Raw genomic sequence first — 18,709 nt, 5'->3', positions numbered from 1 at the left:
TCCATCAGTCTGTTTTTTGACCGTTCAGCCCCTCTAAATCAGGTGCGACAAGGCTTGGGGTTGAGTGACACAGTTTTTTAGGTGCAGAATGGTCGCCCTTGAGGTTTTGCCTCGCCTGCTAGAAAAGGAAACTCGATGACTCGTCTTCGTGCCATCTGTACCGCGGTTGCACTGGTTTGCGCCAGCGGCCAGGTTCTTGCCGATACCGCCAGCCACAACGCCAGTGCCGAAGCTTTCCTGACCCTGGCGCACGCTGACAAATTGGGCACTCCGGTGTACATGCAAGTGCAGCAAATGTTCGCTCAGCGCTTTGAGCAAACCAAAGCCCCCGAGTCGAAAAAAGCCTTGCTGGAAACTTACCAGGCCAAAGCCAACGCCGCGCTGGACCAAGCCATTGGCTGGAACAAGCTGAAGCCGGACATGATCAAGCTCTACACCACCAACTTCAGCGAATCCGAGCTGAAAGACCTGGTCGCGTTCTACAAGTCGCCACTGGGCAAGAAAGTCCTGGAAAAAATGCCGCAGCTGACTCAGCAATCGGCCCAGATGACTCAAGCCAAGCTGGAAAGCGCGGTGCCTGTGGTCAACAAGCTGCTGGCTGACATGACGGCCGAGCTGGAGCCTAAAGGCGCCGCTCCTGCCAAGAAAAAGCCTTAAGCGGAGTTCGGTATGACCATGCAACAACGCATCGAATCAACGCTGGGCCTGTTGCAGCCGCTGCATCTGCAAGTGCTGGATGAAAGCCACATGCACAGCCGTGGGTTGCAGACCCACTTCAAGGCCGTGGTGGTCAGCCAGCAGTTCGAAGGGCTCAACCGCGTCAAGCGTCACCAGAAAGTCTACGGCACGCTCGGCGAGCTGATGGGCGAGTTCCATGCGTTGGCGCTGCATACCTACACGCCAGAGGAATGGGCACAGATCGACGCGGCTCCGGCCTCGCCGACCTGTGCTGGCGGCAGCAAGCATTGATGTGAAGGGTTGATGGGCTGTGCCAAGCCTGCAGATCGCAGTCCTAAACCACACCGTTTTTGCTAGAATCCGCAACGCGCCGCTCACCCGGCGCGTTTTTTTTCGCATCCGGTTCACCCCTTACGAGGGTAGCCACCTGGAGAATCACCCATGACACAACAGATTGTCGTGGCGGCACTGTATAAGTTCGTCACCCTGGAAGATTACGTCGCCCTGCGCGAGCCACTGCTGCAAGCGATGGTCGACAACGGCATCAAAGGCACCCTGCTGATCGCCGAAGAAGGCATCAACGGCACCGTGTCCGGCAGCCGCGAAGGCATTGACGGGCTGATGGCCTGGCTGAAGAACGACCCGCGCATGGACGACATCGACCACAAAGAGTCGTACTGCGACGACCAGCCGTTCTATCGCACCAAAGTCAAACTCAAGAAAGAAATCGTCACCCTCGGCGTCGAAGGCGTAGACCCGAACAAAAAGGTTGGCACCTATGTGGATCCGCAGAACTGGAACGCGCTGATCAGCGATCCTGAAGTGCTGTTGATCGACACCCGCAACGACTACGAAGTCTCGATCGGCACCTTTGAAGGCGCCATCGACCCGAAGACCACCAGTTTTCGCGAATTCCCCGACTACATCAAAGCCCATTTTGACCCGGCCGTGCACAAGAAAGTCGCGATGTTCTGCACCGGCGGCATTCGTTGCGAAAAGGCTTCGAGCTACATGCTCAGCCAGGGTTTCGACGAGGTCTATCACCTCAAGGGCGGCATTCTGAAATACCTCGAAGAGGTGCCGCAGGAAGAAACCAAATGGCAGGGCGACTGCTTCGTGTTCGACAACCGTGTGACCGTGCGTCATGACCTCAGCGAAGGCGACTACGATCAATGCCATGCCTGCCGTACGCCTGTCAGCGCCTCCGACCGCGCGTCCGAGCACTACGTGGCCGGCATCAGTTGCCCGCATTGCTGGGATAAGCTGAGCGAGAAGACCCGTCGCAGTGCCATCGACCGGCAAAAGCAGATCGAACTGGCCAAGGCGCGCAACCTGCCGCACCCGATCGGCTACAACTACAAGCAAACTCCTTCCGAGGCTTGAACCATGTCTGCGCAACGCCTGCTCTATGTGATGGACCCGATGTGCTCCTGGTGCTGGGGCTTCGCGCCGGTGGCCAACGCGCTGGTCGAGCAGGCGCAAGCAGCGGGGGTGGACGTGCACCTGGTGGTGGGCGGTTTGCGTACCGGCAGCGGTTCCGCGCTGGAGCCGACCACCCGGCGCTACATCCTTGAGCATTGGCAAGCGGTCACCGAAGCCACGGGGCAACCGTTCAAGCTGGAAGGCGCATTGCCCGCCGGGTTTGTCTACGACACCGAACCTGCCTGTCGGGCACTGGTGACCGCGCGCAGCCTGGCGCCGGATTGCGCATGGAAACTGCTGGGGCTGATTCAGCATGCGTTTTACGCCGAAGGTCGCGACGTCACTCACGCCAGTGTCCTGGTGGAGCTGGCGGAGCAGGCCGGTCTGCCACGTATCGAGTTCGCCGCCGCGTTCGACCGTGCCGATCAGCACGCCGCGACAGCGGCCGATTTCACCTGGGTCCAGGACCTGGGCATTGCCGGTTTCCCTACCTTGCTGGCTGAGCGTAATGGTCAATTGGCGCTGTTGACCAATGGCTATCAGCCGCTCAGCGTATTGTCACCGTTGCTCGGCCGCTGGCTGGAGCGCGCTGCCTGTGCATGACCAGCCTGACGAAGCCGCAACCGCTACACGTGTCGACCGTCTGAGCTGGGCGGAAATCCGTCGCCTGGCGCTGCATCACAAAAAATCCCTGTGGATCGCCAACGGCGTGGCCGTGCTGGCAACGTTGTGCAGCGTGCCGATTCCCTTGCTCTTGCCGTTGCTGGTGGACGAAGTGCTGCTGGGCCATGGCGACTCCGCGCTGAAGATCATGAACCACGCGCTGCCCGACGACTGGCAGAAAGCGTCGGGCTACATCGGCCTGATGCTGCTGGTGACCTTGTTGCTGCGTTGTGGCGCCTTGTTCTTCAACGTGGTTCAGGCAAAGTTGTTTGCGGCACTGGCCAAGGACATCGTGTACCGCATTCGCACACGGCTGATCGATCGGCTCAAGCGCATTTCCCTGGGCGAATACGAAAGCCTGGGCAGCGGCACGGTGACCACGCACCTGGTCACCGACCTCGACACTGTGGACAAATTCGTCGGCGAAACCCTCAGCCGATTCCTGGTCGCCATGCTGACCCTGGTCGGCACCGCGAGCATTCTGATCTGGATGCACTGGAAGCTGGCGCTGCTGATCATGCTGTTCAACCCGCTGGTGATCTACGCCACGGTATTGCTGGGCAAGCGGGTCAAGCACCTGAAGAAACTCGAGAACGACAGCACCTCGCGCTTTACCCAGGCACTCACCGAAACCCTCGATGCCATTCAGGAAGTGCGTGCCGGCAACCGTCAGGGTTTTTTCCTCGGGCGCCTGGGTCAGCGCGCCCGGGACGTACGCGATTACGCGGTGAACTCGCAGTGGAAAACCGATGCCTCGAACCGTGCCAGCGGCTTGCTGTTCCAGTTCGGCATCGATATTTTCCGGGCGGCGGCGATGCTCACGGTGCTGTTCTCCGACCTGTCCATCGGCCAGATGCTCGCGGTGTTCAGCTACCTGTGGTTCATGATCGGTCCGGTGGAACAGCTGCTGAATCTGCAGTACGCCTACTACGCCGCCGGCGGCGCGCTGTCGCGGATCAACGAGCTGCTGGCCCGGGCCGATGAACCTGAATACCCGGGCGGAGTGGACCCGTTCCACGGTCGCGAAACCGTGGGTATTGAAGTCCAGGGATTGAGTTTCGGTTACGGCGACGAGTTGGTGTTGAACCAGATGGACCTGTCGATCGCCCCCGGCGAAAAAGTCGCGATCGTCGGCGCCAGCGGTGGTGGCAAAAGCACGCTGGTGCAGTTGCTGCTGGGCCTGTACACGCCGCTCTCCGGGACGATCCGCTTCGGCGGTTCCACCCAGCAAGAGATCGGCCTGGAAACCGTGCGGGAGAACGTCGCCGTGGTCTTGCAACACCCGGCGCTGTTCAACGATACCGTGCGCGCCAACCTGACCATGGGCCGTGAGCGCAGTGACGAAGCCTGTTGGCAAGCGCTGGAAATCGCGCAATTGCACGCCACGATTCGAGAGTTGCCCAATGGCCTGGACAGTATCGTCGGGCGTTCCGGCGTGCGTTTGTCCGGCGGCCAGCGCCAACGCCTGGCCATTGCGCGGATGGTGTTGGCCGAACCCAAGGTAGTGATCCTCGACGAGGCCACTTCGGCACTGGATGCCGCCACCGAATACAACCTTCACCAGGCGCTGGCGCGGTTCCTGAGCAACCGCACCACGCTGATCATTGCGCACCGATTATCGGCGGTGAAACAGGCCGACCGGGTGCTGGTATTCGATGGCGGACAAATTGCCGAGGATGGCGACCATCAGCAACTGATTGCCGAGGGTGGTTTGTACGCCAAGCTTTATGGGCATTTGCAGCAGCATTAGGTCAGTGCCGCGTACCTATATAGGGCGATGTTCAGAGGGTGCCGAGACGGATCCTCCGCTTGCCGGAACCGGGAACGCACCCTAGTCTAGCTGTAGCGATTTCGTCCGGAAGACGATCAAGCAGTGCTAATGCAAGGGATCTCATGAAACAAACGCGGACTCTCGGAACGCCACGGTTGTTGGGCATTGTCTGGCCATTTATCGCCGTTGTGCTATTTCAGGCCCTGTTGGGCGGCGTGAGCCTGTACGTTCTGTCGGCGGTTCGCGGCTACGTTGCCGGTGAAAGCCTGTGGTCCAAAGGCCAGAAAGACGCCATTTATTACCTCAATCTCTACGCCGACAGTCGCGACGAGGCGATTTTCCTCAAATACCAGAACGCCATTGCCGTGCCCCAAGGGGGCCACGAGTTGCGTGTGGCGCTGGATCATCAGCCGCCGAATATCGAAGCCGCGCGCGCGGCGATCCTCAAAGGCGGCAACCACCCGGATGACATCGATAGTGTGATCTGGCTGTACCTGAATTTCCGGCACTTCAGTTACCACGAGAAAGCCATTGACCTCTGGAGGGTGGGGGATGCGTATCTAGTGCAACTCGATGCCATTGCGCGGGAAATGCATCAGCGCGTCACCACCCGCAAGGCCAGCGCTGCCGATATCAAGCGCTGGAAGGAACAGATATTCCTCATCAACGAAAGTGTGACACCGGCGGCGAAGGCCTTCAGCGATGCCTTGGGTGAAGGCTCGCGGAGGATCCTGCGGGTGTTGCTGGTGACCAACCTCGCCACGGCTCTGGGATTGATCCTCCTGGCCTTGATGCGCACGCACAAATTGCTCAAGCAGCGCCATGCCTTCGCCGACGCTTTGCAGTTGGAGAAAGACCGGGCACAAATCACTTTGCAATCGATCGGCGATGGCGTGATCACCACGAATGTCGACGGAGCGATTGCCTACATGAACCCGGCCGCCGAGGCGTTGACGCACTGGAAAGCCGAACAGGCGACGGGTTTGCCGCTGGCGGCGCTGTTCAATCTGTTGGACGAGAACGCTCAGGCCGATGGTTTCACGTTGATCGAGCACATTTTGAGCGGACAGCTGAGCGGTGGCAGCGAACACTCAAAACTGATCCAGCGCCTGGATGGCAGCACCGTTTCGGTGACCTTGGTCGGTGCGCCGATCCGCAACGCCGGCAAGGTCAGCGGCACGGTGTTGGTGCTGCACGACATGACCCAGGAACGGCAATACATTGCCAATCTGTCCTGGCAGGCGACCCACGACGCCTTGACCGGGCTCGCCAACCGCCGCGAGTTCGAATATCGCCTGGAGCAGGCGCTGCACAACCTGACACGTCAGACGGGGCGCCATGCGCTGATGTTCCTCGATCTGGATCAGTTCAAACTGGTCAACGATACCTGTGGCCATGCAGCGGGTGATGAATTGCTCCGGCATATCTGCGCACTGTTGCAGTCTGGTTTGCGCGAAGGCGATACCCTGGCCCGCCTGGGTGGCGACGAGTTTGGCATCCTGCTGGAGAACTGCGCCCCGGAAGCCGCCGAGAAAATCGCCGAGGGCCTGCGTCAGACTGTGCAGAACCTGCACTTCGTCTGGAAAGGCCGACCCTTTGTAACCACTGTGAGCATCGGGCTGGTTCACGTCGCTCAGAATCCGACCACCCTCGAGGCCTCGCTGCGCGCTGCCGACATGGCCTGCTACATGGCCAAGGAAAAGGGGCGCAATCGGGTTCAGGTCTATCACGCCGATGATTCGGAACTGTCCCTGCGCTTCGGCGAGATGGCTTGGGTACAGCGCTTGCACATCGCACTGGAAGAAGACCGTTTCTGTTTGTATGCCCAGGAAATCGCGCCACTTGGTCATGTCGAGAAGGGCGGTGGACATATCGAAATTCTGTTGCGCCTGCATGACGAAGCCGGACGCATGATATTGCCCGACAGTTTTATTCCGGCTGCTGAGCGATATGGTCTGATGACATCCCTTGATCGCTGGGTGGTACAGAACGTATTCAAAATTATTGCCCAATGCATAGCCGAACAGCACAAAGGCCCATTGGCCATGTGTGCGATTAATCTGTCAGGCACAACTATCGGAGATGAGGCGTTTCTGCACTTCCTGCGTGAACAGTTTGTTACTTACTCCATACCGCCTGAAATGATTTGTTTTGAAATCACTGAAACCAGTGCTATTTCAAATCTTGGAAGTGCAATCAGATTTATTAATGAACTCAAAGGCTTAGGTTGCCACTTTTCACTGGATGACTTTTGCGCCGGAATGTCCTCATTCGCATACTTGAAACATTTACCTGTAGACTTCTTGAAGATCGACGGGAGTTTCGTAAAGGATATGTTGGACGACCCGATTAACCGCGCCATGGTCGAAGTGATCAATCACATCGGTCATGTTATGGGTAAGCGTACGATTGCCGAGTTTGTTGAAACACCCCAGATCGAGCAGGCACTGTTGGAGATCGGGGTGGATTACGCTCAAGGGTATGTTATTGAACGCCCGCATTTGTTTACCTGCGACAGTTTACAAAGTCGTCCCGCCAGGCCACAGCCTTTGTTGTTCAAGGCGCCTGGCACGTTCCGTTGAAATCTCTTGCTGATCCTTATAATCACAATCAAAAGGAGCTCGACAGTGATCGACACATTCAACCGAACCGGACCACTCATGGACGCTGCAAGTTATCCCGTCTGGGCTCAACGCCTGATCCAGGATTGCAGCGAGAGCAAACGCCGGGTTGTCGAACACGAACTGTATCAGCGACTGCGTGATAACAAACTCAGTGCAAAGACCATGCGCCAGTACCTGATTGGTGGCTGGCCGGTAGTTGAACAGTTCGCGTTATATATGGCACAAAACCTGACCAAGACACGCTTCGCCCGCCATCCAGGTGAAGACATGGCTCGTCGCTGGTTGATGCGTAACATACGCGTCGAATTGAACCATGCCGATTACTGGGTGCACTGGAGCCGTGCTCACGGTGTCAGCCTGGAAGATCTGCAAGCGCAAAAAGTTGCCCCTGAACTTCACGCCTTGAGCCATTGGTGCTGGCACACCAGTTCAGCGGATTCACTGATTGTTGCCATTGCCGCCACCAACTACGCCATTGAAGGCGCGACCGGGGAATGGTCGGCGCTGGTCTGTTCCAATGGTATCTACGCGGCCTCTTTCCCGGAGGAAGATCGCAAGCGGGCCATGAAGTGGTTGAAGATGCATGCCCAGTACGACGATGCCCATCCGTGGGAAGCCCTGGAAATCATCTGCACCTTGGCAGGTATGAACCCTAGTAAATCCCTGCAAGTGGAATTGCGTCAGGCCGTGTGCAAGAGCTACGACTACATGTTCCTGTTCCTGGAGCGCTGCATGCAGCTTGAGCATGCGCAAAAGGCACCTGTCGCGCGTGAGCGCATGGAACTGGCCGAGAGCTGATCGGCCGATTCACACCCTTGAAAAAGCCCGCTCCCCCTGTCTAGGGGGAGGCGGGCTTTTTTGTATTGGCAGTCAACAACAGTCAGGCGCTGATCTTCAGTCCAACCAGCCCGGAAATGATCAACGCGACACTGGCGAGCCTGAACAACGCCATGGATTCACCGAACAGGATGATCCCGGCAATGACCGTCCCGACCGCACCGACACCCGTCCAGATCGCATAGGCCGTGCCCAGCGGCAATTCCTTCATGGCAAGGCCCAGCAAGCCAAGGCTGATCGCCATGGCGGCAACGGTCAATGCGGTGGGGAGAGGGCGGCTGAAGCCATCGGTGTATTTCAGGCCGACGGCCCAGCCAACTTCGAACAGACCGGCGAAAAACAGAATGATCCAGGACATGAGAGACCTCCATCGATTGACGGGGTCGTCCCCAGATTAATGACTCGATCGAGCCGCGAGGTCGTCCTCGCGTTTTGCAATAGAGTGCCCATCATTAACCCGGGGATCAAGTTTTCGGATCAGTCGATAGCCTGCTGCGCCGCTGTTTCCCGATCTTCTTTCTCGCTCATCCGGCGGAAATATGTCGAGAGCAGCGCCCCGGAGATATTGTGCCAGACGCTGAACAACGCACTCGGCACCGCCGCCAGCGGTGAAAAGTGTGCACTGGCCAGCGCTGCACCCAACCCGGAGTTCTGCATGCCGACTTCCAGTGCCAGGGATTTACGCTGGGCCAGTGGCAATTTGAACAACCTTGCGGTGAAGTAACCCAGCAGATAGCCAAAGCTGTTGTGCAGCATCACCACGGCCATGATCAGCAGGCCGGATTCGGCAATCTTCGTCTGGCTGGCGGCCACCACGGCTGTGACGATGATTACGATGCTCACCACCGACACCAGTGGCAACACGTCTACCGCGTGGCGAACCCAATCACCCAGCAGGCGCTGGGCAACCACGCCAAGCACGATCGGCAGCAGCACCACTTGCAGGATCGACCAGAACAGCTCCATGAACGACACCGGCAACCAGGCTGAGGCCAGCAGCCAGATCAGAGCCGGGGTCAAAAGCGGGGCGAGGAGGGTGGTGACAGCGGCAATGGCCACCGACAGCGCCAGATCGCCGCGGGCCAGCCAGGTCATCACGTTCGACGAAGTGCCGCTAGGGCAGCAGCCAACCAGGATGACGCCGACAGCGATCTCCGGCGGCAAGTGGAAAGCCTGGCAAAGCAACCACGCCACACCGGGCATGATCACAAAATGCGCAACCACGCCCAAGGCCACGCGCCATGGATGGCGAGCGACTTCGGCGAAGTCTTCGAGCTTGAGGGTCAGGCCCATGCCGAACATCACCAGGCCCAACAGCGGCACGATTGCGCCCTTCAGGCCGATGAACCAGGACGGTTGCAGGAACGCCACGACGGCGAAAATCAATACCCAGTAAGCGAAGGTGTTGCCGACAAAACGACTCAATGCAGCCAGTGCGCGCATGGCCTGATCCTTGTTCTTTGAGTAACCCATAAAAATGTGGGAGCGAGCCTGCTCGCGATAGCGGTTTCACAGTCAACATACATGTTGATCGTGATGACGCCATCGCGAGCAGGCTCGCTCCCACAGGGATGACCTTTTACCTTTTAGATTCCCTGCGGAGTCTCTTCACCACCCAGCGCTTCAACCATCGATGGCAGGAAGTCGCCGAAGGTCAGCATCATCAGGGTGAAGCTGGCGTCCAGTTGGCCGAGGGCTTCTTCGCCACCGTCCTGTTCCGCCTGGTCTTGCAGCAGGTCTTCGAACTTCAGGCGCTTGACCACCATCTTGTCGTCAAGAACGAAAGACAGCTTGTCCTGCCAGGCCAGCGACAGCTGAGTGACCACTTTGCCGGTGCTCAGATGCAGTTGGATTTCTTCGCTGGTCAGGTCCTGGCGCTTGCAACGCACGATGCCGCCATCTTCATGGGTATCACGCAGCTCGCACTCGTCCAGCACGAAGAAATCGTTCGCGGCTTTCTGGGTGGTGACCCATTCAGTCATGGTCGCGGTAGGAGACATCTTCACGGTCAGCGGACGTACCGGCAGTGTGCCGATGACTTCACGCAGGGTGGACAACAGGTCTTCGGCACGTTTCGGGCTGGCCGAGTTGACCAGGATCAGGCCCTGCTTCGGCGCGATGGCAGCGAAAGTCGACGAACGACGAATAAAAGCCCGCGGCAGGAAGGCCTGGATGATTTCATCCTTGATCTGATCGCGTTCTTTTTTGTAGACCTTGCGCATTTGTTCGGCTTCGATCTCTTCGACCTTTTCCTTTACCGCGTCGCGCACGACGCTGCCCGGCAGAATGCGTTCTTCTTTACGGGCAGCGATCAGCAGGAAGTCGCCGCTGATGTGCACCAGCGGAGCATCTTCGCCCTTGCCGAAGGGCGCGACGAAACCGTAGGTGGTCAACTCCTGGCTTGCACATGGACGCGCCAGTTTGGTGGCCAGTGCAGTTTCCAACGCCTCGGCATCAAAAGGCAGATCTTGGGTCAGGCGATAGATAAGCAGGTTTTTGAACCACATGGGGCGAGTCTCTCCTTTATACAAAGGGGGGCATTATTCTCTTCGCAGCGCCATAGGCCAACCCTTCTCTAAGCCTTTGGAAGGCCTGAAAAAATTAATTTAAAAAGTGCTTGCCAGAGATGTGGTCGCTCCGTAGAATGCGCGCCACACCGAAAGTGAAGGGTGATTAGCTCAGCTGGGAGAGCGTCTGCCTTACAAGCAGAATGTCGGCGGTTCGATCCCGTCATCACCCACCATTCGCTTCCAGTGTTACGCGCAGCGGTAGTTCAGTCGGTTAGAATACCGGCCTGTCACGCCGGGGGTCGCGGGTTCGAGTCCCGTCCGCTGCGCCATATTCGGTTATCTGGAACGCTGAACGCCAGGTCACCACGGAAAAGCCCGCTTAACGCGGGTTTTTTTCTGTCAAAAGTTTGCAAGTTGTTCCTGCTGGTCGCGTCGTTTTATGGGTTTTCAGATTTTTTTGAAAAATATTCAATTAAATCAACACTTTATGAAAATCTGTGGCACAATGCGCCCCGCAACGAAGGTAAAGGGTGATTAGCTCAGCTGGGAGAGCGTCTGCCTTACAAGCAGAATGTCGGCGGTTCGATCCCGTCATCACCCACCACTTACTTTCAACGCTACGCGCAGCGGTAGTTCAGTCGGTTAGAATACCGGCCTGTCACGCCGGGGGTCGCGGGTTCGAGTCCCGTCCGCTGCGCCATATTCAGTCACCTGGAACGCTGAACGCCAGGTCACCACAGAAAGCCCGCTTAATGCGGGCTTTTTGCTGTCTGGGGTTTGGTGAAGTCCTTCACAGCGTGCCGTGGATATAACTATGTAGTGCCTGCAAGGCACGCAGCTTTCGGACAATGGACAGCGTTCTCCATGACCAATACCTGTCATGGAGCAAGTTCATTGCCTACCGAGAGGCTGTAATCATGAAGTCCACCCCTCCTGAAGTTGTTGTTTCGTCCTCCACTCCCGACTCGTTCCTTCCGAATCCGGTTTTCGTAACCTGCGATGACGCCGCTGCTTTTTTGCACGAGTCGTTGAAAGGTCAACAAGGCGTCGAGTTCTCAGGATTCATGCTCAAAAACGAGGAAGGTCACTTTCTTTGCGCCACCGAGGTGATGCACGGCGAAGAAAGTGCTGATACACAAAAAGAACCCAAATTTCCGTTAGTCGTATCCGTAAGTGCAAATGGTGCGCTGGAGGTTCCGGCCGGATACACCCTCCAGGCGCGCTTGCTTTCCCATGTCGACATGGTCAGAGGTCTGGAGGAAAGCAACGTAGAGTGGATCCAGCGAAAGCTGTTCTTTTCAGTTTCCGATCTTTTCGAAGTAATGACCCGGCGTCGAAAATTTTCCAGATGTTACGTATCTGGAAGTGGCGGTCTGCTTTCTTACACCTCAAAAGACACAGAGTTCGAGCAGGAGTTGTCACGCCAGCTTGGAAGAAAGCCCGATGGCAGGCTTCAATCCTTCGAGAGCTTGTATGAACGAGGTGAAGTGCCAGGCAGCATTCTGGTTTTGTTGGCTGTAGCCGCCGGGGAGGTGGTCACAGTGGTACCAGGCAGTCTTTGGAGGAAAAGGGGCGAGCTGAAAGCCAGTTGGCGGAAAGACATGCTGCAGCAAAATCCGCCGATCAGGCGGATGCCGGTTTGTGGGCCAATCCTTAAGGATGCCAGGGAAGTTGCCCGGTATCTTCATACGAAAATGCAAACGTTATCGTCCACGCAGCAGCAGGTGGGCATCGTACTCAAGCATAAAACGCAGGAAGTTTTTGTCGTCACCCTCCCTATTGCATGTGATTACGCCTCGTTCAATCGGGAAGCTCTCTTCCCAAAGGATCGCCACGGTAATCCAATCCTCCCGGAAACATTTCGGGTTCACGGTTTCTACCACTCGGTGAACCCTCTCCCGACAAATCGACTGCCCCCCACAGACGTCGAGCTTTATAAAAACTTCTTCTCTCCCGCGGACCTGCGGGTCGGCCTGAACCGGGTTGTCATGGCACCTCATCATCGCTTGTTTTTGTGCACGCCCGATGGGGCGGTACTGCGTTTTGCCAAGCCTGAGTCCGAGAAAGTGATAGAACTGATGGCGAAGCTGGACCTGTATACCAATGGACAACAAGACATTGAGCAGAGCATAACGACGGGAGCGCTGCGTCCGAGGGCGTACGTTGATTTGGTGGCGGCTGCCGGGGCCTTGGGTGTCCTTTATACGAGTAAAGTCTGGCCGCAAGCCGGTAAGGTTACTGTCTCCACGACCGTCGTCTCCGTCGACCCGGAGGCGCCGCAATGATTACTCACTATTACGGCTGTGGCGGTAGTCGCTGACTGCTTCATACACGGCTTTGCGTAACCGGTTGATGCCGCCAATGGGGCGATGAGCCTCAAGGCCAAACCACGGGTTGAACGACTGGTTATCGCATTGCATGTTCAGCGCAGGTGTATCGAAGTCCTGGGCGGGTACTTTGATCCGCGCCACGGTCTCGAACGGAGCATCGCGTTGCTGCCACTCAATACTGGTGTCTTCGATCGGCATGTATTTGGTCGGATCCTGGCGCTGTATCTGCAGTACGAAACAGGCTGGCACCCGGTCGGTCGACAGCTGCTGGTTCAGCGCAGTGCGCAGGAAGTTCGGCAGGTTTTGATTTTGCGTGGGTAGCGTGTAGACCGGGCAGCTATCAGGATCCGGCGCCACGCGGAATTTAGCGTTGGCTTCACCGAACTTGTACGGCGAAACCGAAAAGTAAGTGGTCTGCGTCGGGCTTGCCGGGGCAGGGGAGAGCGTCGCCAACGCAATAAACAGATGGCGGACTTGCCACGTGCGCGGGTCCCAACCCGGGAAGAACGCCATCGCCTTTTTGCCATCAGCCTGAGCCGCCACATTCTGACGATACTCAGCGACATCGCTGACAAAGAAGTTCGGATGGTTGAACATCACGAAGTCCTGTTCACTGTGCCCTTGGCGATCGCTCAGCAACTGTTTGCCAGGCACATCGAGCAATTTGATTGCCATGCCCCGGGCATCGCGGATGCTGTCGAATTGCGGATACGCATTGCCGTTGGACAGCCGTATCGTCGCTTGCCAGGTTTTGCCGGGTTCGTTGAATACCCCCTGACGCAGTTCGCCCGCCAGATCCGGCAGCACCTGAACCTCGGCCTTCACGCAGCCATGGGCCTTGGCATGGGCGTCGCGCAGGTAGCGGGTGTTTTCACGATGCTGATCGACGATGCGTACGGCCGTCTGGATGATGTCTCGGGTCATCGCTGATTCACCATCGGGAATCAGTTCTTCAGCCGAAACCGGGCCGCGGTGCTGCCAGGCGAACCACGCGGCGGCAAGTGCCCAGGCGAGCAATCCCAAGCCCAGCAACCACAGCAGGGTTTTGCCGAGAAAGGTGCCAAAACGCATCCAGAGTCTGCTCATGGCAATTGTGCCTCTAATGGGCCGCCCAACACTTTCAGATACTCCAGCAGCGCCCAGCGCTCTTCTGGTTGCAGCAGGCGACCGATGACGCCGTTACCACGCTTGCCTGCGCGGAATTCGTGGCCACTGTTGTGATTGCCGGTGATGCGTGTGTCGAACATGAAGCCATTGGTGAAGGCCTCGGTGCGATAGCCGAGGTGCCGGGGGTCGTACTCGAAAGTGCCTTTGTAGAAGGTGGTTGCGCGTTCATCCTGGGGTGAGAGCAACTGATAAAGGCTCGGCACCGAACCGTTATGCAGAAACGGTGCGGTTGCCCAGACTCCCGCCAATGGTCGCGCCTTGTAGGCGCGCAATTCGCGCACGCCAATCGGCAGGCCGAAACCATCCATGTCCGGTCGTTCGGCCGCAGGAATGTTTGCGTCACGGTAGGCCCGGTTTCCGACGAAAGCGGTGACGTAGGCCAACCCCTTAGCCGATGAGAGCTTGCTCAAATCCAGCGATTCAGTGGGCGTCGGCTGCAATTGCACATCCAGTTGCGCCAACTCTGCCGGGTCCCATTGCAAGGCGCTGAGGTCGAAGCGATGGTCGGCAATGTTGTTGGCCGCGCCCGGGTCGGTGCCGATGAACTCCACGGGCAGCATTTTCAAATGTTGCACCCAGCGCCCGTCACTTTGGACCGTTCGAGGTACATGGCAGCCGGCGCAGTTCTCGGTGAATAACTCACGACCCTTTGCGGCCTGGGTTTTGTCGATGGCGCCCAGCAGTGCTTCCGGCCAGGCCGGTGGTTTGAGCCGTTGCAGGGTTTGTTCGATCAGGTGCAGATCGCGCAAGCGGACACTGGACGGATAACGGTCGTCTCCTTTAAGCGGCTGGCCGTCAGCGTCGAAGAAACTCAGCGTGGCGCCCACTCCCAGGGCCTCGCCGATGTTACGGGCCATCGGTTGCTGCGCCGAACCGTTCCACTGCACCCAGTCGAAGGTCCACATGTCCCACAGTTGCGGATAGTCGACCGGAGCGTTGGCCACACGGTAGTTGGCGGGGGAAATCGCATCGCCGAAACTGGCGTTGGCAATGCGCCCGAAAGCGTCGGTGCGACCGGGGCCTTCTTCGGTGGGATAGAGCCCGCGATGGGTGTCGTTCCAGGCCACTTTCAAGAAGGTGTCGAGAGAGACTTTGAAGTCTTTGCGCAGTTGTTGATGCCGGGCATCGTAGTCCTGGCCCAATACGTTGCGAGCGAAACGCTCGAATTTCCATGGGTTGTAATAAGTCGACGTCAGGCTCGCTACCAGCGCTTGTCCGAAACTACCGCCGCGCAATGTAGGAACGCTGGAGGGCAGAACGTGCTGTGCCGAACCGCCATCGATGCGCACGGCCTGGCCGTTAAAGCGCAGTTCCCCGGTGTGGCAGGCAGCGCAGGTAATGTCCAGAAACTCGTCCTGGCTTCCAGGGTTCTGATGCCGGGCAAAACCCACGGGCAGATTGCCAGGGTTGTTCAATGTGGGTTTCTGGCTGGGGTCGATCAGGAAGCCAAAGCGGGCGAGGTATTCGGGGGCGGCGAATCGCTGTTGCGAGAACGGTAATTCGAGGGCCTTGAACCAGTCATAGCGCAAGCCTTTGACCTGAGTGCCCTGGGGCGTGAAGTAATAAGTCTCGCGATCGCTGGCGCTCCATTGCTCCAGATAATGCACTTGCTGCGCGGGGGACCAGGCCGGCAGTTTCGGGTTGGCGACGTAGTACAGAACCACAGCGAGGCCCAGCCCCAGCAGGACTGCGAACAGAACCAGCAAGCGAAAGAAGAGGCGCAAGATGAACATCCTTGTTGATTTGAAGCTCCCTTATGCCTCAGCAACTGAAGTGCGGCAAGAGGCCATTACGCCAGATGCGGGGGTTCTGCTATCGGTTCTTGCGAGCGCAAGATGACAGAACCTTCATCCGCCCATTCCCCAAATGCGTTAAAACACCTGAACTTATCAGAAGTTTCCTGCTCTCATGCCGGTAGCCATTGGTCGTGGCGGCCTGATAAGCTCGCGGCTTTACTCGATTGCCCTTTAGGCGCATGAACAAGGAAATAGCATGAAACAGCATCGGTTGGCGGCGGCGGTGGCCCTGGTTGGCCTGGTACTTGCGGGTTGTGATTCGCAGACCAGCGTAGAGCTGAAAACCCCGGCGCAAAAAGCTTCCTACGGGATTGGCCTGAACATGGGCAAGAGCCTGGCTCAGGAAGGCATGGATGATCTGGACTCCAAAGCCGTAGCCCAGGGCATTGAAGATGCCGTCGGCAAGAAAGAACAGAAGCTGAAGGATGACGAACTGGTCGAAGCCTTCGCTGCGCTGCAAAAGCGTGCTGAAGAGCGTATGGCCAAAATGAGCGAAGAGTCGGCAGCTGCCGGCAAGAAATTCCTCGAAGACAACGCCAAGAAAGCCGGTGTAACCACCACCGCTTCGGGCCTGCAGTATGAAGTGGTCAAGAAAGCCGATGGCGCACAGCCTAAGCCGACTGACGTAGTGACCGTTCACTACACCGGCACCCTGACCAATGGCACCGTTTTCGACAGTTCCGTCGAGCGTGGCAGCCCGATCGATCTGCCGGTCAGCGGTGTGATTCCGGGTTGGGTCGAAGGCCTGCAACTGATGCACGTTGGCGAGAAGTACAAACTGTACATCCCTAGCGAACTGGCTTACGGCGCCCAAAGCCCAAGCCCGGCGATTCCAGCCAATTCGGTGCTGGTATTCGACCTGGAACTGCTGGCAATCAAGGATCCGGCAAAACAAGACGCTCCTGCCAAGTAACAGCGTCTGCTTTAAAAACAACGCCTCGCTTATGCGGGGCGTTGTTGCATCTGGCGTTCGGCGAAGGTAAACAAAGCGAACGGATGCTATAGGCTGGAGTCTTAGCCATTGAGGGCGCCCGCGCTAGCCGCGCCAAAGCGCCAAGTCAATGAAATCTTGGGTTTTTTTATGTGAGTAAAAAACGCCCGATCTGAGTCAGGCCCTTATGAATCGGGGCTTTCAGCCATGAAATGCAGCTCTGTTCACAAGGTTATCCACAATTTGTGTGGATAACATTTCAGCGGGAGAAATGATGAAAACGCCCTGGAATTTCGCTCGTTTCCTGCCTTTGGCTGGACGCCTGCTCGCGCGCGGACGTTTGCCGACCTTGCTCTTCGCCGTAGCCAGCAAAGGTGCCAGCCAAGGTAATCGGCTGGGCAAGATCAAGGATGATCTACGCCTGTTGCAGGCACTCTGCCTGGCTTACTGGCGCGGCGAGTATCGGTCCATCAGCCCGAAAGCGCTGATATCGGTGGTGGCAGGCCTGATGTATTTCCTCAGTCCGCTGGATGCCTTGCCGGACTTCATTCCAGTGTTCGGCATGCTCGATGACATTGCCGTGCTGGCTTGGCTGATGAAGGTTCTCGACGATGAACTCAACGCCTTCCGCGCCTGGCGCAAGCGTCAGTTGCCGGAAAAGCTTGCGGTGGTCGAACGCCTGCCCGATACACCCGAACAACTTCAACTTCAGGGTCCGAAAAAAAACTGAACTGATTCAGACTCATCCATTGATACCCCCGCGACCTTGGCCGCTGTTAGGATTACACTTCTAGGGAAAAGTGCCGACTCGCTAAGTGTTGTTGTCCTACGGGGTAGTCATGGATATTCAGATAATTACACGCGAAGGAGAGCCCGAGTATGCGGTTCTTCCATGGGCTCAGTATCAGGCTCTACTGAAAGCAGCAGGCATCAATGAACAACCGCCTCGGGTCGCCCCCGAGCGTCCGGCGGCAACACCAGACCAGATTCTTCCGGGGCTGGATCAATTACGCAGTTTGCGCGAAGGGAAGGGCATCGCCATCGAGGCGTTGGCCCGCACGGTAGGCATCAGCCCGTCTTATCTGGCCTTGATCGAAAGTGGCGAGCGTCTACCCGACGCTGCGATTCGCCGCAGCCTGGCCTGGGAATTGACGGTGCCAGGGTGGAGGGATGAATCGTGAGCGTACGCATCAGTCGTCAACATTGGGACGGGTTGCTAGGCGAACTGGATCAGGCACGGCGCCAGCGTCATCTTCTGACATACCGGGCGTTGCTTGAACGTTTGCAATTACCCACACCGGCCATGCAAACCTTGACCGCCGCCCTTGAGCATCTGGCCGCGCTGGACGCCAAGGCCGAGCAGCCATTGCGCAGTTCGCTGGTGATCAGCCAGGGCGCCAGCCGCCTGCCGCGCACCGGATTCTTTGAATGTGTCGAGCGTCTGGGGCGTTTCTCCGGGCCGTCCGACGGGGTGGCCGCAGCGTCCTGGCATGCCTCGGAAGTGGTGCGGGTGTTCGAATACGAGTACCCGGAATCGGCGGAGGCCTGAGTGTTTTTAAAACTCAAGGCGCGGGCCAGCTACTGGCTGGCTTGCCGCTTGTTTCACTGGTCATGGTTTGTGCGTCAGCCGCGTGGCTGGAGCTGGCTCGAAGGCCAGTTCGCACGCATGGCGAACCTGGGTGATGTTGGCGCCCAGAGCTTCTATGGCCACATTCTGACCTTTCGCGGCGTGGGCCTTGGGGCTCGTGAGGAAGGTGTTCGATTGCTGCGCCTGGCGGCGTTGGCGGGGGATGGCAAAGCAGCGTATCAGGTGGGTGTGATCAGCCTGGCGGGAACGCCGAGCAAGGCACCGGATGCGGTTGAAGCTGCGCGGTTTTGGGAGATCGCCGCCAAAGCAGGGCATCCGTTGGCCGAACTTAAACTGAAAGAGTTGGCGGCTCGCGGTTCCGAGGCACCGCCCTCGATCTGAGTTGGCAGATC

Annotated in this window: 18 protein-coding genes and 4 tRNA genes; 17 read left to right on the top strand and 5 right to left on the bottom strand. The window is 57.8% G+C overall.

The features are described 5' to 3' along the window. Positions 1-135: 135 nt before the first annotated feature. The 7 genes from ACQ4OB_RS19615 to ACQ4OB_RS19585 all read left to right on the top strand — a co-directional run bounded on the left by ACQ4OB_RS19615 (position 136) and on the right by ACQ4OB_RS19585 (position 7,956). A complete protein-coding gene (locus tag ACQ4OB_RS19615; RefSeq protein ID WP_430956286.1) occupies positions 136-657 on the top strand; it encodes a DUF2059 domain-containing protein in 522 nt (173 codons plus the stop codon). A gap of 12 nt (positions 658-669) precedes the next feature. After that, positions 670-969 carry a BolA family protein gene (locus ACQ4OB_RS19610; RefSeq protein ID WP_076028183.1) on the top strand — a complete coding sequence of 100 codons (300 nt, stop codon included), beginning with the start codon at positions 670-672 and terminating at the stop codon, positions 967-969. Between the two features lie 150 nt (positions 970-1,119). Then, positions 1,120-2,061, top strand: a complete 942-nt coding sequence (locus tag ACQ4OB_RS19605; protein WP_074878880.1) for a rhodanese-related sulfurtransferase — start codon at positions 1,120-1,122, stop codon at positions 2,059-2,061. A gap of 39 nt (positions 2,062-2,100) precedes the next feature. Continuing rightward, positions 2,101-2,703: a DsbA family protein gene (locus tag ACQ4OB_RS19600; protein WP_173860450.1), complete on the top strand. Its 603-nt coding sequence runs from the start codon at positions 2,101-2,103 to the stop codon at positions 2,701-2,703. After that, entirely contained in the window at positions 2,696-4,513 is a 1,818-nt protein-coding gene (locus tag ACQ4OB_RS19595) for an ABC transporter ATP-binding protein (RefSeq protein ID WP_430956285.1), read from the top strand. The genes ACQ4OB_RS19600 and ACQ4OB_RS19595 overlap by 8 nt, the downstream gene beginning before the upstream one ends. A 143-nt stretch (positions 4,514-4,656) precedes the next feature. After that, positions 4,657-7,116 carry an EAL domain-containing protein gene (locus tag ACQ4OB_RS19590; RefSeq protein WP_430956284.1) on the top strand — a complete coding sequence of 820 codons (2,460 nt, stop codon included), beginning with the start codon at positions 4,657-4,659 and terminating at the stop codon, positions 7,114-7,116. Positions 7,117-7,194: 78 nt separating this feature from the next. Further along, complete coding sequence (locus ACQ4OB_RS19585) at positions 7,195-7,956, top strand: TenA family transcriptional regulator (protein WP_413037955.1); 762 nt, start codon at positions 7,195-7,197, stop codon at positions 7,954-7,956. A gap of 82 nt (positions 7,957-8,038) precedes the next feature. Here ACQ4OB_RS19585 and sugE read toward each other — a convergent pair whose 3' ends face one another. From sugE to rdgC, 3 genes are all read right to left on the bottom strand, one after another. Next, a complete protein-coding gene (gene sugE, locus ACQ4OB_RS19580; protein ID WP_008151200.1) occupies positions 8,039-8,353 on the bottom strand; it encodes a quaternary ammonium compound efflux SMR transporter SugE in 315 nt (104 codons plus the stop codon). Positions 8,354-8,472: 119 nt separating this feature from the next. Then, on the bottom strand, positions 8,473-9,438 hold the full coding sequence (locus ACQ4OB_RS19575; RefSeq protein WP_102614805.1) for a bile acid:sodium symporter family protein: 966 nt from the start codon (positions 9,436-9,438) through the stop codon (positions 8,473-8,475). Positions 9,439-9,581: 143 nt separating this feature from the next. After that, positions 9,582-10,502 (bottom strand): recombination-associated protein RdgC, encoded by a 921-nt coding sequence (gene rdgC / locus ACQ4OB_RS19570; protein WP_074878865.1) that lies wholly within the window; start codon positions 10,500-10,502, stop codon positions 9,582-9,584. A gap of 160 nt (positions 10,503-10,662) precedes the next feature. On the opposite strand from rdgC, the gene ACQ4OB_RS19565 reads away from it, so the two are divergent. From ACQ4OB_RS19565 to ACQ4OB_RS19545, 5 genes are all read left to right on the top strand, one after another. Beyond that, positions 10,663-10,738 (top strand) — tRNA-Val (locus tag ACQ4OB_RS19565). Between the two features lie 19 nt (positions 10,739-10,757). After that, positions 10,758-10,834 (top strand) — tRNA-Asp (locus ACQ4OB_RS19560). A 199-nt stretch (positions 10,835-11,033) separates the two neighbouring features. Next, positions 11,034-11,109: transfer RNA gene (locus ACQ4OB_RS19555), tRNA-Val, on the top strand. Positions 11,110-11,128: 19 nt separating this feature from the next. Beyond that, positions 11,129-11,205: transfer RNA gene (locus ACQ4OB_RS19550), tRNA-Asp, on the top strand. 217 nt (positions 11,206-11,422) lie between these two features. Further along, the gene (locus ACQ4OB_RS19545; RefSeq protein WP_430956283.1) at positions 11,423-12,790 is read left to right on the top strand and encodes a hypothetical protein; all 1,368 of its coding nucleotides are present in this window, start codon (positions 11,423-11,425) and stop codon (positions 12,788-12,790) included. Here ACQ4OB_RS19545 and ACQ4OB_RS19540 read toward each other — a convergent pair whose 3' ends face one another. Both ACQ4OB_RS19540 and ACQ4OB_RS19535 read right to left on the bottom strand, forming a co-directional pair. Then, positions 12,791-13,921, bottom strand: a complete 1,131-nt coding sequence (locus ACQ4OB_RS19540; RefSeq protein ID WP_074878860.1) for a catalase family protein — start codon at positions 13,919-13,921, stop codon at positions 12,791-12,793. Beyond that, positions 13,918-15,726: a di-heme-cytochrome C peroxidase gene (locus ACQ4OB_RS19535; RefSeq protein ID WP_430956282.1), complete on the bottom strand. Its 1,809-nt coding sequence runs from the start codon at positions 15,724-15,726 to the stop codon at positions 13,918-13,920. The genes ACQ4OB_RS19540 and ACQ4OB_RS19535 overlap by 4 nt, the downstream gene beginning before the upstream one ends. A gap of 268 nt (positions 15,727-15,994) precedes the next feature. Between ACQ4OB_RS19535 and ACQ4OB_RS19530 the strand changes: the two genes are divergently transcribed. From ACQ4OB_RS19530 to ACQ4OB_RS19510, 5 genes are all read left to right on the top strand, one after another. Beyond that, complete coding sequence (locus ACQ4OB_RS19530) at positions 15,995-16,711, top strand: FKBP-type peptidyl-prolyl cis-trans isomerase (RefSeq protein WP_074878858.1); 717 nt, start codon at positions 15,995-15,997, stop codon at positions 16,709-16,711. Positions 16,712-17,003: 292 nt separating this feature from the next. Then, positions 17,004-17,459, top strand: coding sequence for a YkvA family protein (locus tag ACQ4OB_RS19525; RefSeq protein WP_074878857.1), 456 nt, complete (start codon positions 17,004-17,006; stop codon positions 17,457-17,459). Positions 17,460-17,568: 109 nt separating this feature from the next. Next, positions 17,569-17,910 carry a helix-turn-helix domain-containing protein gene (locus ACQ4OB_RS19520; RefSeq protein ID WP_074880824.1) on the top strand — a complete coding sequence of 114 codons (342 nt, stop codon included), beginning with the start codon at positions 17,569-17,571 and terminating at the stop codon, positions 17,908-17,910. Further along, positions 17,907-18,278 (top strand): hypothetical protein, encoded by a 372-nt coding sequence (locus ACQ4OB_RS19515; protein ID WP_003223109.1) that lies wholly within the window; start codon positions 17,907-17,909, stop codon positions 18,276-18,278. The genes ACQ4OB_RS19520 and ACQ4OB_RS19515 overlap by 4 nt, the downstream gene beginning before the upstream one ends. After that, positions 18,279-18,698: a sel1 repeat family protein gene (locus ACQ4OB_RS19510; RefSeq protein ID WP_430956281.1), complete on the top strand. Its 420-nt coding sequence runs from the start codon at positions 18,279-18,281 to the stop codon at positions 18,696-18,698. Positions 18,699-18,709 lie beyond the last annotated feature (11 nt).

The organism is Pseudomonas sp. ES4 (assembly GCF_050586665.1).
In the GTDB taxonomy this organism is placed as follows: Bacteria; Pseudomonadota; Gammaproteobacteria; order Pseudomonadales; family Pseudomonadaceae; genus Aquipseudomonas; species Aquipseudomonas frederiksbergensis.
Note: the sequence above shows the minus strand (reverse complement) of the source record. Positions and strands in the feature narration are given on the sequence as shown.

Bases quoted from the DNA above. Each gene is read 5' to 3' on its own strand.
- ACQ4OB_RS19615 (WP_430956286.1), top strand. From the start codon at position 136: ATGACTCGTCTTCGTGCCATCTGTACCGCGGTTGCACTGGTTTGCGCC.
- ACQ4OB_RS19610 (WP_076028183.1), top strand. From the start codon at position 670: ATGACCATGCAACAACGCATCGAATCAACGCTGGGCCTGTTGCAGCCG.
- ACQ4OB_RS19605 (WP_074878880.1), top strand. From the start codon at position 1,120: ATGACACAACAGATTGTCGTGGCGGCACTGTATAAGTTCGTCACCCTG.
- ACQ4OB_RS19600 (WP_173860450.1), top strand. From the start codon at position 2,101: ATGTGCTCCTGGTGCTGGGGCTTCGCGCCGGTGGCCAACGCGCTGGTC.
- ACQ4OB_RS19590 (WP_430956284.1), top strand. From the start codon at position 4,657: ATGAAACAAACGCGGACTCTCGGAACGCCACGGTTGTTGGGCATTGTC.
- ACQ4OB_RS19585 (WP_413037955.1), top strand. From the start codon at position 7,195: ATGGACGCTGCAAGTTATCCCGTCTGGGCTCAACGCCTGATCCAGGAT.
- sugE (WP_008151200.1), bottom strand. From the start codon at position 8,353: ATGTCCTGGATCATTCTGTTTTTCGCCGGTCTGTTCGAAGTTGGCTGG.
- ACQ4OB_RS19575 (WP_102614805.1), bottom strand. From the start codon at position 9,438: ATGCGCGCACTGGCTGCATTGAGTCGTTTTGTCGGCAACACCTTCGCT.
- rdgC (WP_074878865.1), bottom strand. From the start codon at position 10,502: ATGTGGTTCAAAAACCTGCTTATCTATCGCCTGACCCAAGATCTGCCT.
- ACQ4OB_RS19545 (WP_430956283.1), top strand. From the start codon at position 11,423: ATGAAGTCCACCCCTCCTGAAGTTGTTGTTTCGTCCTCCACTCCCGAC.
- ACQ4OB_RS19540 (WP_074878860.1), bottom strand. From the start codon at position 13,921: ATGAGCAGACTCTGGATGCGTTTTGGCACCTTTCTCGGCAAAACCCTG.
- ACQ4OB_RS19530 (WP_074878858.1), top strand. From the start codon at position 15,995: ATGAAACAGCATCGGTTGGCGGCGGCGGTGGCCCTGGTTGGCCTGGTA.
- ACQ4OB_RS19525 (WP_074878857.1), top strand. From the start codon at position 17,004: ATGAAAACGCCCTGGAATTTCGCTCGTTTCCTGCCTTTGGCTGGACGC.
- ACQ4OB_RS19520 (WP_074880824.1), top strand. From the start codon at position 17,569: ATGGATATTCAGATAATTACACGCGAAGGAGAGCCCGAGTATGCGGTT.